The 15,145-nt window shown below is 64.6% G+C and carries 13 protein-coding genes and 1 tRNA gene; 8 read left to right on the forward strand and 6 right to left on the reverse strand.

Annotated features, from left to right (window positions below; translation table 11 throughout):
* Positions 1 to 14: 14 nt before the first annotated feature.
* Together dcd and AC5Y2L_RS02075 are read right to left on the reverse strand one after the other, a co-directional pair.
* On the reverse strand, positions 15 to 587 hold the full coding sequence (dcd, locus tag AC5Y2L_RS02070; protein WP_499934611.1) for a dCTP deaminase: 573 nt from the start codon (positions 585 to 587) through the stop codon (positions 15 to 17).
* A gap of 39 nt (positions 588 to 626) precedes the next feature.
* On the reverse strand, positions 627 to 1,286 hold the full coding sequence (locus AC5Y2L_RS02075) for a VldE C-terminal domain-containing protein (RefSeq protein WP_499934610.1): 660 nt from the start codon (positions 1,284 to 1,286) through the stop codon (positions 627 to 629).
* A gap of 232 nt (positions 1,287 to 1,518) precedes the next feature.
* Here AC5Y2L_RS02075 and AC5Y2L_RS02080 point away from each other — a divergent pair, with 232 nt between their 5' ends.
* Together AC5Y2L_RS02080 and AC5Y2L_RS02085 are read left to right on the forward strand one after the other, a co-directional pair.
* Entirely contained in the window at positions 1,519 to 2,727 is a 1,209-nt protein-coding gene (locus AC5Y2L_RS02080) for a Fic family protein (protein WP_499934608.1), read from the forward strand.
* A 278-nt stretch (positions 2,728 to 3,005) separates the two neighbouring features.
* Positions 3,006 to 3,079 (forward strand) — tRNA-Gly (locus AC5Y2L_RS02085).
* A 42-nt stretch (positions 3,080 to 3,121) separates the two neighbouring features.
* On the opposite strand, the gene AC5Y2L_RS02090 is transcribed toward AC5Y2L_RS02085, so the two are convergent.
* Together AC5Y2L_RS02090 and AC5Y2L_RS02095 are read right to left on the reverse strand one after the other, a co-directional pair.
* Entirely contained in the window at positions 3,122 to 4,051 is a 930-nt protein-coding gene (locus tag AC5Y2L_RS02090; RefSeq protein WP_499934607.1) for an alpha/beta hydrolase, read from the reverse strand.
* A gap of 233 nt (positions 4,052 to 4,284) precedes the next feature.
* The gene (locus tag AC5Y2L_RS02095) at positions 4,285 to 4,824 is read right to left on the reverse strand and encodes a TetR/AcrR family transcriptional regulator (protein WP_499934606.1); all 540 of its coding nucleotides are present in this window, start codon (positions 4,822 to 4,824) and stop codon (positions 4,285 to 4,287) included.
* 102 nt (positions 4,825 to 4,926) lie between these two features.
* On the opposite strand from AC5Y2L_RS02095, the gene AC5Y2L_RS02100 reads away from it, so the two are divergent.
* The gene (locus AC5Y2L_RS02100) at positions 4,927 to 5,841 is read left to right on the forward strand and encodes an alpha/beta hydrolase (RefSeq protein WP_499934605.1); all 915 of its coding nucleotides are present in this window, start codon (positions 4,927 to 4,929) and stop codon (positions 5,839 to 5,841) included.
* 75 nt (positions 5,842 to 5,916) lie between these two features.
* Positions 5,917 to 6,708 carry an SDR family NAD(P)-dependent oxidoreductase gene (locus tag AC5Y2L_RS02105; RefSeq protein ID WP_499934603.1) on the forward strand — a complete coding sequence of 264 codons (792 nt, stop codon included), beginning with the start codon at positions 5,917 to 5,919 and terminating at the stop codon, positions 6,706 to 6,708.
* A 49-nt stretch (positions 6,709 to 6,757) separates the two neighbouring features.
* Here the strand turns inward: AC5Y2L_RS02105 and AC5Y2L_RS02110 are convergent, their stop codons facing one another.
* Entirely contained in the window at positions 6,758 to 8,200 is a 1,443-nt protein-coding gene (locus AC5Y2L_RS02110; protein WP_499934602.1) for a flavin-containing monooxygenase, read from the reverse strand.
* The gene (locus tag AC5Y2L_RS02115) at positions 8,197 to 8,676 is read right to left on the reverse strand and encodes a VOC family protein (RefSeq protein WP_499934601.1); all 480 of its coding nucleotides are present in this window, start codon (positions 8,674 to 8,676) and stop codon (positions 8,197 to 8,199) included. The genes AC5Y2L_RS02110 and AC5Y2L_RS02115 overlap by 4 nt, the downstream gene beginning before the upstream one ends.
* A 213-nt stretch (positions 8,677 to 8,889) precedes the next feature.
* Here AC5Y2L_RS02115 and AC5Y2L_RS02120 point away from each other — a divergent pair, with 213 nt between their 5' ends.
* The 4 genes from AC5Y2L_RS02120 to AC5Y2L_RS02135 all read left to right on the forward strand — a co-directional run bounded on the left by AC5Y2L_RS02120 (position 8,890) and on the right by AC5Y2L_RS02135 (position 15,044).
* Positions 8,890 to 9,486 (forward strand): hypothetical protein, encoded by a 597-nt coding sequence (locus AC5Y2L_RS02120; RefSeq protein ID WP_499934600.1) that lies wholly within the window; start codon positions 8,890 to 8,892, stop codon positions 9,484 to 9,486.
* A gap of 106 nt (positions 9,487 to 9,592) precedes the next feature.
* Entirely contained in the window at positions 9,593 to 10,618 is a 1,026-nt protein-coding gene (locus tag AC5Y2L_RS02125; protein ID WP_499934598.1) for an AbrB family transcriptional regulator, read from the forward strand.
* Between the two features lie 161 nt (positions 10,619 to 10,779).
* Positions 10,780 to 11,760 carry a TauD/TfdA family dioxygenase gene (locus AC5Y2L_RS02130; RefSeq protein ID WP_499934597.1) on the forward strand — a complete coding sequence of 327 codons (981 nt, stop codon included), beginning with the start codon at positions 10,780 to 10,782 and terminating at the stop codon, positions 11,758 to 11,760.
* Between the two features lie 38 nt (positions 11,761 to 11,798).
* Positions 11,799 to 15,044 carry an MMPL family transporter gene (locus AC5Y2L_RS02135; RefSeq protein ID WP_499934596.1) on the forward strand — a complete coding sequence of 1,082 codons (3,246 nt, stop codon included), beginning with the start codon at positions 11,799 to 11,801 and terminating at the stop codon, positions 15,042 to 15,044.
* Positions 15,045 to 15,145: the final 101 nt, after the last annotated feature.

Raw genomic sequence — 15,145 nt, forward strand, 5'->3', positions numbered from 1 at the left:
GCACCCCGGCGGAGCTATGTAGATCGTATGAAGTTCTGATACGAGCGGGACGGCGTCGGTCCGCGCTGGCCCTGGTACTTGGACCCGACACGCGAACTGCCATAAGGATGTTCAGATGGGCTGGTCAATCGCAGAATGCACAGCTGCCCGATTTTCATGCCGGGCCAGAGGGTGATCGGCAGGTTGGCGACGTTGGACAGTTCGAGGGTGATGTGACCGCTGAAACCGGGGTCGATGAAGCCCGCGGTCGAGTGGGTGAGCAGCCCCAGCCGGCCCAGCGATGATTTGCCTTCCAGCCGTCCGGCGAGGTCGTCGGGCAAGCAGAACAGTTCGAGCGTCGACCCGAGTACGAACTCGCCCGGATGCAGGACGAAGGGTTCCCCGTCGATGGGCTCGACCAAGCTGGTGAGCTCGTCCTGCTGCTGCGCGGGATCGATGTGCGTGTAGCGGGTGTTGTTGAACACCCGGAACATGCGGTCAAGACGCACGTCGATGCTGGACGGCTGGACCAGCGCGTCGTCGAAGGGGTCGATGCCCAGCCGCCCCGCGGAGATTTCGGCCCTGAGGTCACGATCGGAGAGCAGCACCCGACGAGCCTATCGCCCTGGTCGCGAGTAGCCCGGGGTTCAGCGTAGGTAGATTTCCCGGCCGGTCGGATATCCGCCGCCGGTGGTGGTGACATGGACGTGGTCGTAGTGGCCGAGGCGGCTCGGTTGCGCACCATTAGGCGTGTAGTAGACGCCGCGCCAGATGGCGTCCTGCATCCCGAACCGGTCCGCGTTGGCCCGGACGAACTCGACGATCCGGTTGCCTAGTTCGATGCCTTCATCGCTGCTGGGGTTGGGAATCATGACGTCGATCGCCAGGCCGTTGGGATGCCAGGGCAGCGGGTCGGGCCGGCACCCGCCGATCTCGTGAATCTCGGGGAAGGCGGCGCTGATGGCGCGGGCGGCCAGAATGGTCCTTACTTGCAGACCGTGCTCCGGCGCGACGCCGACGGGCAGGAAACGCGATTCCATCCGCAATCTCGACGCCGCCGGGAATTCGCCCTCGGTATCCATTCCTGGTGCGCCATTGGGCATATTCCGTTTGGGCGCAACCGATGCCGCCACAATCTGCACGCAGCACGGCGCATCGTTGACGTCCGCGGCCGACTTGGCCGCGGCGGGGGCTGGACCTGGGTGGACGTCGCCTGCCGCAGCCAGGAATGCTGCGGCAGGGCCCAGTCCGAGAGCAAGTAGCACCGACGGATTTCGGCGCTTTTTGGGAAGTGAGTGCTTGCCCACCTGAAGGAGGATACGAGATAACGGCCAAATCACGAAACGATAACGTTGGAAGCCCGGAATTGACCGCACGCTATTAGGCGTGTGTCGCAACTAACCGGATCGCTTAAATGGCTGTTTGCCGCGGGGCCGCCGTGTCGGCAGAGGCCTCCCCTCTGGGCGACGGCCGGCGGAAATGATAACAACGATTGCGCTTATCATCACTTAGCCGTCTAAGTGATGATAAGATCAATCCATGTCATCAGTTAGGTCAGGCACCGCAGTGGGGTACGAAGCCCTCACCTGGGGTATGCCGACCGAGGCGCACTATCAGCGCTCCGACCTGCGTGCCGCCCAGCGCCAGTCCGGTGAGTACCAGGCCGCCATCCCCGCCGAGATTGCCCAACTCGACGTCAGCCTGCCGTCTGCTATTCAAGCTGACGCCGAGGAAGCCAGCCAGGAGATCGCGCGATTCGATACGGAACTCGGCAGCGAGATCGCCCCATTCGCCTCCGTGCTGCTGCGGACAGAATCGGCAGCCAGCTCCAAAATCGAGAACTTGACAGCATCTGCACGCGCGATCGCCGAAGCCGAAACACTTGGAAACACCAAGCGCCGCAACGCTTCAATGATCGTCGCGAACACCAAGGCGATGCAGGCAGCCATCGACCTAGCGGACCAAATCAGCGGCGGGGCAATTCTGGCCATGCATTACGCCCTGATGCACGAGAGTGAACCGAATACCGCCGGCAAATGGCGCACCGAGCAGGTGTGGGTCGGCGGCGGCAACTTCGGCCCACGCGGCGCCGATTTCATCGCACCGCACCAGGATCGGGTCCCCGGTGCCATCGATGATCTAGTCCGATTTGCCAAGCGCAGTGACATAGCGATCCTTCCGCAAATCGCAATTGCACATGCACAATTCGAAACCATTCACCCGTTCCCCGACGGCAACGGACGCACCGGCAGAGCCTTGGTCCAGTCGATGTTGCGCAACAAGCGGTTAACTCGTCAGGTCACGGTCCCCGTCTCAGCGGGCCTGCTGACGGACACCAATTCGTACTTCCAGGCACTGACTGCCTATCGCGAGGGCGACCCTGCCCCAATCGTCGAGAAAATCTCGGAGGCATCGATCCTGGCCGTCGTCAATGGTCGACACCTGGTGGATGATCTGCAAACGATCAGGAGGGAGTGGGAATCGAAGATCGCCGCCCGCCGCAACTCGGCCGTGCACCGTGTGGCGGACTTGCTAATCAAACGCCCAGTGATCAACGCTCAACTGGTCAGCGATCAACTGCAGATCGCGATCGGCAACGTCTACCGATACTTGGACCCGCTTGTCGAGGCCAGAATCATCGTCGAGTTCACCGATCAGCGCCGTAATCGGGCCTGGCGCTCACCCGAAGTTCTTGGCGCGCTAGACGCTTTCGCGGAGCGGGCCGGTCGTCGAGCGCTGTTCGCGTGACGGTGACCGTTGACACCGTGCACGGGTTGCGACATAACGCCGGTGAGCCCGCTGCGCCGGAATAGCACCGGCGCTTGACTGCGATCGTCCACGTTCCGCCGTGTCGTCCCCGCAGTCGGCCACCCGCAGATAAGCCTCACCATGCGTCTGTATGCTCACAGCCAGTTCGCCGCACTGCAGGACGCTGCAGCAAGTTTGGACCGAATTGTGACATCATGTGACACTGATGTCCGAGGCCACGCACGCTTAGCAACGTTTCCGCAGGTCAAGGCGATAGTGCCGATGTAGTTCAATGGCAGAACATCAGCTTCCCAAGCTGAATACGCGGGTTCGATTCCCGTCATCGGCTCCACCTTTTTCAGGGCAAACCCGCATGGTCGCCCCTGAGGCTGAATCATTTTGCGTCCCTTGTCTTTGGGCCGTCAGCCAGCGCGGCCCGCAGATGGTCACATTGGCTGGCGAAGAATGTCAACGACACCGGCGCGTTCGGCACGATCGAATCAAACGCGTGGAAGGCGCCGACCGCAATCTCGATGTGGCAGGGCGTGCCCGCCTCATTCAAGCGCCGGCCGTACTCGACGGCCTCGTCGTGCAGCAGGTCCAACGAGCCGGTGCCGATCCAGGCCGGCGCCAGCCCGGCGAGGTCACTTCGCCGCGCCGGGACCACGGCGATGGCCGGGTCCGTCTCACCTAAGTACCACCGCCAAGCTGAGCGGTTGTCACCCTCCGACCAAATCAGGCGACGGCGACCCGTGACTTGCGTGCCGGTGCGGTCGTCGAGGTTTGGTTGGGACAGCAATTGAAAGACTGGCTGAATCTCACCGCGATCGCGGGCGAGAAATGCCAGCGCTGCGGCCAGCCCTGCCCCGGAGCTGAGGCCGCCGATTGCGACCCGTGTGGGATCAACCCACGGCTGCCGCACCAACCACAGCAGCGCCGCGTAGCTGTCTTCCAGCGGAGCGGGATATGGGTGTTCGGGCGGCAACCTGAAATCGACGGCCGCGACCGCGACGTTTGCTAGATGAGACAGCTTGCGGCAGAAGCCATCTTCCTGTCGCGCACTGCCCATCACGAATCCACCGCCGTGGATCCACAGCAGCGCCGGCGCCGGATTAGAGAGGCGCGCGGGACGATGCAGGCGCAGGCTCACATCAGCATCGACCGCCACCACCGGCACGTCGCGAACAGCGTTGATGCGTCCCAACAACGTCATCGCCGCACGTGGCACCGCCAGCCCACGGTTGAGGCCATAGCCCCTCGGCAGAATTCTGGCCGCGGTCCGCAAGGCAGGGTCCACATGAAGTCCCGACGTGAACGAGGTCACTGCTGGCTGGTCTCGTCGAGATCATGCAGACCGTCTTCGATGTCGTCGACAATTCCGATCAAAACGAGCATGCCTGCGATGATGGCAGCTAACACAGCGCGACGCGGACCTTCCGTGTCATTGGCAAACCAGGCAGCAGTGCCAAGCCCGCTGGGCCGGCGGCCAATCGAGAGCCTTGATCGGCGTCGTTGCTACGACGGCCATGCTTCGCGATCGCCCGTCGAAGACCCGCTTCAAGTCCAGCGTGAAGCCAGGACGTCGCAAATGGTGCGTTGCTCGGCCTCATTCAGGTCGTGCATCAGGAGTCCTTCGACGGTGAAGATGCCGATCATTACTTCGGCTTCCACAGTCGACGTTGGGACTCCCGCAGTCTCCAATTCGTAACGGAACATGCTGCCGGTGATCAGATGGAAGTTGCGATGCCACTCGGCAACGGAGGCCGAATGTCCGACCCGGGCGTGCACCGTCGTCACTAGGCGGCTCATCTGGTGTAACTGGCGAACCACCCACAGCACTCGAGCGGGGATCGGTTCGGTCGCAACTTGTTGATACTGCGGCCAGATGTCGGCCATGACGGAGTCGAGCACAGCGATTAGAACGTCGTCCTTATCCCCGAAATACCAGTAGATGGTGTTCGGTGCCACCCCGGCCTCTTTCGCCAGGCGACTCATCGGGGTGGCGTCGTAGCCAGCGTTGATGAACAGCCGTCGTGCTGCCGCGACAATTTCGGCACGCTTCTCTTCGGCGGCCTGAGGGCGTTTGTTCCGTGCCATCATTCCCTCTGCGTCGACTGGATCACACTTTGTTGAATGACATTCAAGAACAGGTTAGCTTTTGTTGAACGTCATTCAAGATACCCGATGGAGACCACGACGATGAACCAACCACTCGGCTACGTCCGACACGACGTCACCTTTATGTCGGCGGGGACACCTTGCGCGGCGTGGCTCTACCGGCCCGAAGGCGTCAAGAACCCACCCATCGTCGTACTGGCCCACGGGTTCGCCGCCTTCCGCGAACTGCGCCTGGACGCCTACGCCGCACGATTCGCCCAGGCAGGCTACGCCGCCCTGGTGTTCGACTACCGGCACTGGGGCGCCAGCCAAGGACAACCCCGCCGCATCCTTGACATCGCCAAACAGCACGCTGATTGGCGGGCCGCCATCGCCTACGCCCGCAGCCTGGACGGTGTCGACACCACCCGGGTCGTGGCCTGGGGTTCCTCTTTCGGCGGCGGCCACGTTCTCAACTTGGCCGCCCACGACCACGATCTCGCAGCCGCTATCGTCCAGGTCCCCCACGTCAGTGGCCCAGCGTCGACCTTTACCCAATCCCCAAAACTGGTAGCGCGGTTGATCCTCGCCGGCCTCCGCGACCAAGTCGGCGCATGGCTCGGGCGCCCGCCCTACCGGACAGCAGCTATCGGCTACCTAGGTGACGTCGCGATGATGACCTCCCCCGGGGCCGCCGAGCTCGTCGAACGGATGGCCGGGGACAAGCGCGAAGAACTACTTGCCGAGAACGACGTCGCGGCCCGCATCGTGTTGCGGATCCCGTTCTACTCCCCGGGACGCAAGGTCGCAGACATCACCGCGCCGACCCTGGTGCAGCTCGCGAAATATGACGACGTGACGCCATACGCGAAAGCCAAGAAGATCGTGGCCCGCATACCCTACGGTGAAGTCCGCTCCTATGACTGCGCGCACTTCGAGCCGTACCTGGAACCGCACTTCGACGGGATCGTGACCGACCAGATCGACTTCCTCAATCGCCACGTCCCACTGGTGTGACCCCCACACCCGCAGCCCACCCCCGATCGGCTCGGCCCGTGATGGCCGACGTCTACCCAGTGAGGAACACCCACCATGAACACAACCCGACGTGTCGCCCTGATCACGGGGGCATCTGCCGGCATCGGAGCGGCCTTCGCCCGCCACCTCGCCAACGAGGGCTACGACGTGCTGCTCGTCGCCCGACGCGCCGAGCGCCTCGAAGAACTCGCCACCCAACTGCACCAACAGCATGGTGTGCGTGCCGAAGTGTTCGCCGCCGACCTCACCGACCCCGCTGCGCCCGCTGCGATCATCAGCCGCGCAACCGAATTGGGTCTATCCATCGACGTGCTGATCAATAACGCAGGACTTTCGGCCAGCACAAAATTCTCCGACACCCCATGGGACTCGGTCGCCGGGGAACTTCAACTGATGGTCACCGCCGTAACCGAATTGATCCACCGAGTGGTCCCCGGCATGAAGCAACGAGGCTGGGGACGCATCATCAACCTTTCCTCACTGGCCGCGATGTCCCCGCCTGGAGAAGGGTTGCTGTACACCGGCATCAAGTCCTACGTACTGAACATGTCCCAATCCCTCGACATGGAACTCAAACCCCACGGCATCCATGTCACCGCGCTCTGCCCTGGCTTCACCCACAGCGAGTTCCACGACGTGATGGGCACCCGCGATGCCGCCGACCGACTGCCGAGCTTCATGTGGCAACAGCCTGAACCCGTTGTCCGCGAGGGATGGGCCGCCGTGACCAACGGCAAGCCCATCTGCATACCGGGCACCGTCAACAAGCTCACCGCCGCCGCCATACGACCAGTGCCGCAGCGAATTCAGTACTTCCTGGGCCGTACCTTCAATCCCTTCAAGTAGACCAACTCCAAAGTCGGGTTCCTGAAACCCTCCTCGAGGCTCGCTGCCGTCAGCCCAGGTGAAAGTCCTCGACAGCCACATTGCGCGCACGGTCGGCGAATTCTTTGCCGGAAAACGGCAACTGAGTGACGACCTTGCCGCTCGGATGACGGAAATAGTTGTCGCAAGCCAGCCATACCTTGCCCTGCATCGCCGCTTGAAGCTCGGCGTTGTACGCCTCCTGCGCTTCGCGTTTCACTTCGATCGTGCTGGCTCTGCGCTCAGTCATCAGGTCCAGCAGGCGCCGAACGAGCTCGGACTGGACCTCGTGGATATACAGAATTGAGTTGACGCCGTTGGTATTTGGTCCGTACAAAACGAACAAGCTCGGATATCCGGCGACGAGCGTGCCCAGATAAGCCTCCGCGCCTTCGCGCCAATCGTCGCGGAGCCGCCGCCCGCCGCTGCCGTAAACGTCGAGGCTGCTGAGGTAGTCGGCGGCCTTGAAACCGGTGCCGTAGATGACCGTATCGGCCAGATGCTCGTTACCGTCGGCAGTCAGCAGCCCATGCTCGGTGAACCGGATAATCGGCGACGTCTCCAGATGCACGTTCGGCAGCGCGAACGTCGGGAACCACTCGCGTGACATCAACGGCCGCTTGCATCCCGCCGGGTAGTCGGGTGTGAGTTTCGCGCGCAGCACGGGATCGGCCACCTTGCGCATCAGGTAGCTGTACGCGAGCTCGGTGGCTTCGCGGATCTGGTCGGACTCGGCGTCGAAGCTGGACGCCTCGTACGCGTTCCAGACTTCGTCACGAATTTTCTGCGCCTCGCGCGGGTGGCGCTCGAACAGCTCTTGCTGCTCGGGCGTGTACGGAAAATCGAACCGCGGCGCCACCCAGATCGGGGAGCGCTGAAACACGGTGAGGTGCGCGGTTTCTGGCGCGATTGCCGGAACGTACTGGATCGCACTGGCACCGGTGCCGATGGATGCGACGCGCTCGCCGGCGGTCGAACGACTGTGGTCCCACCGCGACGAGTGAAATGCGCGACCACGGAATGTCTCCGCGCCGGGTCTCGCTGGAATGTTCGGTACGTCAAGCATTCCCACCGCGCTGACCACCACATCGAAGTCGTGCTCGGAGCCGTCGTCGGTTGTCAGCGTCCAGCGCCGGTCGCGGTCCGACCATCGCATCGTGTCGATCCGCGTGTTGGCTCGCAGGTGCCGGTCAAGCCCGCCTTTGATCGCCACCGCTTCGAGGTAATCCAGAATCTCGGGCTGGTTTGCGTACGTGTTGCTCCACCGCGGGTTGAGCGCGAACGAATACGAGTACAGGTGCGACGGCACGTCGCACGCCGCGCCGGGAAACGTGTTGTGCCGCCACGTCCCACCGAACCCGTCGGCCCGGTCGAAGATCGTGAAATCGCCTTCGCCCCAACCACCTTCGAGAAGTCGGATACCCATCGCGATCCCACCGGCGCCGGCGCCGACGATCGCGACCCTCGGTTTCATGGCCACTGCGCGAAGTACGGCCGCTCGGGCGTGCTCTTCTCCACCAGAATGAAGACCACTCCCCACGGGTCGACGAACCATGTGGTGCGCACCCGGGCGACATCCGCGACGCCATCGACGAGGAATCGCACCCCTTTGCTTTCCAGTTCCGCGCGGGTGGCTTCGACGTCGTCACAGATCAATCCGACATGCGATAGCCCGAAGTCGGTGAGTGCCGCGTTGCTTCGCTGCTCGGTCCCCTCGGCACCCAGGTACTCGATCACTTCGAGCACCCGGTCGCCGTCATCGTCGAAACCGACGATCGCCGCCTTCATCGTGGGGTCCGCGACCAGTTGACCCATGTCGTCGCGGATCGCGTCGCCGGCCATCACATACGGCGGCGAGAGCACCCGCATGCCGAGCACGTCCCGGTAGAACGCCACTGCGGCTTCGCAGTCCGGCACGCACACACCGGTGTGGGCTAGCCCGGTAAGCACGTTTGCACATTAGCGACGCGCGCAAGCGTTGTCAGCAGCCTGCCGTTACGCCGTCGACGCCCTGCGGGCCTTCTGAGCACCGGTCGGACGTCACTATTTGGCAACGCCGCGGTGCGGCGTGTCGCTGTTGCACATCTGCCTACTGACAATTGGCCTCGTTGTCGAAACACGACTTCGGTATGACTATGCGGTTCGAATAAGGAGGCGACGCCGATGGCGATCGTCGATTGGGTCAACGTCAAAACAGTTGCCAGCGTGGGGTTGTGCGGAGCCGCCATAGCGCTGAGCCCAGACGCCGCCGCCGCCCCGCTCATCACGGGTGGCCCCGCCGCGTGTACGCATCAGCAGGCGGGTGAGGTGCCGGCAGGCGCCGGCGCACCAGCGGCGGCTGGCGCACCAGTAGCAGGCGGACTGCCGGCTGCGGGCGGACCGGCACCGGCAGCAGGGCCTGCGGCGGGACCGACTGCCGCTGGACCAGCTGCAGGCGGACCGGTAACGACGGGTTGCACCGCAAGCCTCACTGACATGTCAGGTGTTCCGGTGGCAGTGCCCGGGCCCCTGGGTGCGCCGGTGCCGGTCGGTGCTCCACTCCCGATCGTGCCGCCGGTGCCGGCCGGTGCTCCGGTGCCAGTCGCGCCGGTGATCCCCGCGGGCGCTCCGTTGATCGCGCTCGGCGGTGCTCCCGTCGACGCTGTGCCCGCGGCGCCGATCGTGCAAATGTCCGGCGGTGTCAAGGACGCGCCGACGGGTCCGCCGCCGGCGGGCGGTCCGGTATCCGGCCAACCGACTCAGCCCGGGCCTGCGGGCTGAAGCCTTCCGAGCCGGTGCGCACCCGCTAGCTGCATTTCAAGAATCCGTCAAGGCACTGATTGAACACTCGGTCCGTACTCATTGGCACACGAACACGGACCACATGATGAACCCGATCGACCTCGCCGTCGTCGCCCTTGGCTGCGGAGTTTTCGCCTGGGCGTTGACGCGGTTCGCTCCGACCACGATGCCGACGGCAGGCCTGGCTGCGCAGGGCGTGCTCGGCGTCTACACCGGGCTGATGGTGCGCAGCATCTCGCTCACCGCCCTGGGCTCGCACTGGCCGGTCGTCATCGCCGTCGCCGTCGGCACCTTGGTCCTCAGCGTCGCGGGCGGCGCGCTGCTCGGTCTGCACCGTGAGATCAGCCCACTGACGGGCGGCCTGGCTCTGGTGGCGGGAGGCTCGTCCGGACTGGTCGCCATCGCCCGCGAACTCGGCGCCGACGATCGCGTCGTCGCCGCCGTCCAATACTTTCGCGTTGCGCTGATCACGGCGGCCATGCCCCTCGTGGTGACGGTTTTCTACCACACCACCGCCACGCATTCCGCGCAGATAAGCGAAAGCCGATCTCTCCCTTGGTATTTCGGGCTGCCATTGATCGCGGTCATTGTTGTGGTCGGCGCGGCGGGTGGCCGCTTGGTTCGGCTGCCGGGAGCTGGGTTGCTGGGTCCGATGGCGATCACCATCGTGTTGGAGCTCTCCGGGCTGGCGGCGGGTCTTTCGGTTCCGATGGTGCTGGTTCAGGCCTGCATCATGCTGATCGTCTGGCAGACGGTGCTTGCCTTCAACCGAGAGGCGCTTCGGTCGATCCGCCGAATTCTGCCCAGCGCATTCGCGCTGATCATGGTGCTGAACTTCGCAGCGGCCGGTCTGGGCGTGCTGCTGACCAAGATGGCCGGACTCAGCATGCTCGACGGATACCTCGCGACCAGCCCCGGCGGCGTTTACGCGGTGCTTGGAACGGCGGTGGCGTCCGACTCCAATGTCGCGTTCGTCATGGCGTCGCAAGTCATCCGGATTCTGATGATGCTCGCCGCTGCTCCGTTCGTCGCACGGCTTTTCATGAGGTTCACCCCGCAAACCCCGGCGACCAGCACGCACCATCGAGAGCTCGTCCCTGCCGGCGCTTGATATCGCCGCCGGATTTCGCAGTCAGTACACGCTCGACGACGTGGGTTCCCGCGCAGGTAGGCCTGCCTCCGCGCTTGAAGATTTCTCCAAGAATTTGTTGAGCCGCGGCCGCCAGACTCACCAAAACGCACCCCAATGCCAAACGAGAGGGGATCAGGGGGATGCTCACCACTTCAGCCACGCAGGCGGCGACCCGGCGCGAGCCGATTACCGGACCAACGGTCTGGACTCACGCCAGCCTCAAAGCCTCGGACTACATGATCGCGGTCGAACCGCACCAGGCTGCGGCTTGCCTGCGTATCCGTGACCAGCTGCGTCGTCGCGGTAAGCGACTCGACACTGTCGAGCCGTCCGACTTCCGGGAGCCGGCCCTCGCCGAAATCGCGCGCGGCATCCGGAACAACCTCAAGTTCGGCTCTGGCTTCAGCGTGCTGCGCGGGCTTCCCCTGCAGGGATGGTCGGACGAGGAAGCCTCGATGCTCTATTGGGGCCTGGGCACCTACCTGGGCGGACCCCAGCCGCAGAACCGAAAGGGCGACCGCGTCTACCTGGTCCAGGACACGGGCGCATCGCTGGTGGAGGCACGCGGGTCGAAGACGAACTCCGAACTGATCTTCCACATGGACGGAGCCAGCGGTTATCTCGGCACTCAGGTCGACGTGCTGGGATTGCTGTGCCTGCGCAAGGCGGTATCCGGCGGCGAGTCGCTGGTCGTCAGCAGCCACACTGCCTACAACGCCCTGCTCAAGACGCAGCCCGAACTCGTGGAAGAACTCTATGGGGAGTTCTGCTTCGACCGCTCGAAAGAGACCGCACCCGGCGAGGATCCGGTATCTATCGGCGCGGTCTTCACCGACAGCACGGACGGCGTCCGCGTTCGCTACAACCGCGCCTACATCGAAATTGGTCACTTGCGTGCCGGGCGGCCGCTCACCGGACGCCAACGCGAGGCGCTCGACGCCTTCGATCGTCTACTGAACGATCCCGCCCACGCTGTTGAATTCACGCTCAATCCCGGCGACGTCTTTTTCGCCGACGATCACGTGACCTTGCACAACCGCCGCAGTTTCGTCGACGCGCCCGAGGTGCAGGACCGGCGCTGCCTGGTACGGCTGTGGCTCGCCGGCGAGCCCAGGAACTGATCCGGCACTCCTAACGCGCTTCAGGAAAGGCGACTGACGTGTTGAGGCAGTTGGCCGCGTACACCGTGCGGCGCCCCAAAGTGGTGCTGGCGGCCGTCCTGGTGTTGTTTGCCATCAGCATCGCACTCGGCGGCTCGGTGTCGGACAAGCTCGGCACCGGAGGAAACACCGATCCCGCGGCGGAATCGTCGCAAGCCGACGAGTTCCTGGACCAGCATTTCGGCACCACCTCCAATCTGGTCATCCAACTGCTCCCGCGCGAGGGCACCGTCGACAGCCCGGCGGTTGCCGCGGTACGCGAGCAGGTGCGGCAACTGATCGCGGCCCAGCCGAATACCCAGCTGACCCGATCCTTCGGCGACCCGGGAGCTTCCGACCTGCGCAGCAAGGACGGGCGTTCCGGCCTGATGCTCGTGCATGTCGGCGGGACGACCGACGAGGCCGCAGAAACGGCCAAGCGGATCATCGCAAGCCTTCCGACCGACTCGAACGTGACGGTGCGCGCGGGCGGCTCTCTCGGTGTGCAGCAGGAGATCCGGGACAAGGTCAAACACGACCTCGAGATCAGCGAGAGCATCGCGGTGCCGATCTCGCTGGCCGTGCTGGTCATCGTGTTCGGCGGCCTCATTGCCGCCGCGCTGCCGGTGGTCGTGGGCATCGTCTCGATCGTCTCCACCATGACGGTGTTGCTGCTCATGACGACCATCACCGATGTGTCGGTACATGCCCTCACCGTCGCCACGGCGTTCGGGCTGGGTCTGTCCATCGACTTCGGCTTGCTGATGGTGTCCCGATTCCGAGAGGAATGCGCCAACGGCAAAGACCACCATCAGGCCATCGTCGCCACCGTCACCAGCGCCGGCCGAACCATCCTGTTCAGCGCCGCAACCGTCACGCTGGCGATGATGAGCCTGCTGGTGTTCCCCACCTATTTCCTGCGGTCCGTCGGCATCGCCGCGACCGCCACCGTGCTGCTCTCGGCATTCAGCGCGATCATCGTGTTGCCCGCGCTGCTGGCTCTGCTCGGCAAGCGTGTCGACTCGCTTGCGATCATCCGCCGGAAAGTGCCGCTTTCGGCGGACTCGCTGTTCTGGCGACGCTTCGCTGAGGTGGTGACCCGGCGGCCGCTGCTCTACGCCCTGCCGGTGGTGGCAGTGCTGTTGGGGCTCGGGATTCCGTTCCTCAGCGCCCAATACGCCACACCGGACGAGCGTGCGCTGCCGAAGGAGTCCAACGCGCGTCTGGTGGCGGAATCATTGCAGCGAGACTTTCAGCTGAACCCGTCCCAGGCGATCATGCTGGTGACCCGCGCGGACGCCGACGCGCTCAAGCAGCTCGCCGCCGAGGTGTCGCGGATGGACGGCGTGGTCCTGGTCAACGGGCCGGCCGGCAAATTCGAGCATGGTCAGGCGGTCGGACCGGTGCCCGCGACGTCCGGGGCCAGCTACGCGGTCGTCTACCTTTCGGTTCGAGCCGACTCGGAAACCGCTCAGCATCTGGTGCGCGACATCCGCGCCAAGATCACCGACCACCGGGTGGAAGTGGGCGGCCCGACCGCCACGCTCATCGACAGCCGCGCTGCGATCACCGACCAGCTGCCGTTGGCCATTGCGCTGATCGCCATTGCCACGTTCATCCTGCTGTTCCTGTTCACCGGCAGCGTGGTGGTGCCGATAAAAGCACTGCTGCTGAATTTGCTTGTGCTGAGCGCCGTCCTGGGCGTCATGGTCTGGATCTTTCAAGAAGGACACGGCGCGGACCTGCTGGGAATCGATCCGACACCGCTGAACCCGTCGATGGTCGTCCTCCTGTGTGCCATCGCGTTCAGCCTGTCCGTTGACTATGAGATCTTCTTGCTCAGCCGGATCAAGGAAGCCCGGGACTCAGGGTTGTCGAACGACGCTTCGACCGTCATCGGACTGGGCCGGGTGGGCCGGATCGTCACCAGCGCCGCGCTGCTGTTGACGATCACGTTGATCTCCTTCGCCAACGGGTTGTCCTTCATGAAGATGTTCGGCATCGGCACGGCGCTGGCCGTGGTCATCGACGCGACGATCATCCGCGGCGTCGTCGTACCGGCGTTCCTGCGGGTCGCCGGCGACCTGAACTGGTGGGCACCACGTCCGCTGCGGTGGCTGCACTCGCGCATCGGCATCAGCGAAGCACCATCCGACGCCGAAGCTGAGGCCGCAATCGCGGCGCCGGTGCCGCCCACGCCCGAGGACAAGCCGGTTCCGGCGCAGCCGCCGGCCCAGGAACCCGCCGCAGCCAGCCAGCGGCCGGCCGCTTCACCCAGCGAGATCGAGGTCATCCCCGGTCAGCACCTGGTGGCCAACGTCAACGGCGCGGTTATCGTCGTGGCCCACCGCGACAGGTCGCCACTGTCACCGCAATCCGTTGCGGCACAGCAGCTGGCGGCACTGGCCGAGATGGTCCGGCGAACCGACCCGCAGCGGTTGGTCAGCGCCTTCTCCCGGCTCTCGCGTGAAACGACCTGGACCCGCACTTTGGTTGACGCAGGCATCATCGTGCCCACGCCCGCGGGGCTGGAGATCCTGCTGTGCGGCAGCGTCACCGTTGCCCTCGACAACGGCGCGCAGCAAACCTTGTTGCACGGCCACGGACGCCTGGTGCACCGCTCGGTGCCGGTACCGCGGGTCGCGACGGTGATCACCGTCGACGAGCTGGGTCAACGGCCCCGCCGCTTGGCCGAAGGCCGCGGCGTGTACCAGCTCAGCGGCGGAATCGTGGCCGGGCAGGGCGCCGTCGTTTGGTCGACGCCGGCCGCTCCGGCGCCCAGGAAGGCGCCGGCCGCTTCGCCACCCAGGCAGGCGCCGGTAATCGAGCGTCCGAAGCGATGGGTTTTGCTGGACGACAACTCCCGGTTCGACATCGACCGAAACTGCGTCATCGGCCGGGCACCCCACGGCACGGATGCGGTGCGACGCGGACTTCGACCGGTACGAATCGACGACCACGCCGGCCAGATGTCCCGGGCCCACATAGAAGTCAGGATCATCCGGGATGAGGTGGTCGTCGTCGACCGAAACTCCACCAACGGGGCCTTCATGCGTGAGCCGGGACAGCGGGTTTGGACCAGGCTCACCCCCTGGCAGCCCGCGAGATGGCGGCCCGGCGTGTACGTCAAGATCGGCGGCCGCATACTCCGGTTACAGGTGAGCACCGACGGATGCCCACAGCGCGGTCCGCGCGCCCATGTGCCGCACCACATTTCGCGCCGACCATCCGCGGCCCAGGCCCAGCCGCTGGCCATCGCGAAATAGCCTCGAGCCCAACGGGTTCGCTGCACACATTCCGGGATGCCCACGGCTAACCGAAGTCTGGCGACCGCACCAAGCCGATTCCAAGAATTCTTTGAGACGCG

It is taken from the genome of Mycobacterium sp. NGS66, from assembly GCF_059812225.1.

Excerpts from the sequence above, each read along its gene's own strand:
- AC5Y2L_RS02080 (WP_499934608.1), top strand. The coding sequence starts at position 1,519 with ATGTCATCAGTTAGGTCAGGCACCGCAGTGGGGTACGAAGCCCTCACC.
- AC5Y2L_RS02095 (WP_499934606.1), bottom strand. The coding sequence starts at position 4,824 with ATGGCACGGAACAAACGCCCTCAGGCCGCCGAAGAGAAGCGTGCCGAA.
- AC5Y2L_RS02100 (WP_499934605.1), top strand. The coding sequence starts at position 4,927 with ATGAACCAACCACTCGGCTACGTCCGACACGACGTCACCTTTATGTCG.
- AC5Y2L_RS02105 (WP_499934603.1), top strand. The coding sequence starts at position 5,917 with ATGAACACAACCCGACGTGTCGCCCTGATCACGGGGGCATCTGCCGGC.
- AC5Y2L_RS02110 (WP_499934602.1), bottom strand. The coding sequence starts at position 8,200 with ATGAAACCGAGGGTCGCGATCGTCGGCGCCGGCGCCGGTGGGATCGCG.
- AC5Y2L_RS02120 (WP_499934600.1), top strand. The coding sequence starts at position 8,890 with ATGGCGATCGTCGATTGGGTCAACGTCAAAACAGTTGCCAGCGTGGGG.
- AC5Y2L_RS02125 (WP_499934598.1), top strand. The coding sequence starts at position 9,593 with ATGAACCCGATCGACCTCGCCGTCGTCGCCCTTGGCTGCGGAGTTTTC.
- AC5Y2L_RS02130 (WP_499934597.1), top strand. The coding sequence starts at position 10,780 with ATGCTCACCACTTCAGCCACGCAGGCGGCGACCCGGCGCGAGCCGATT.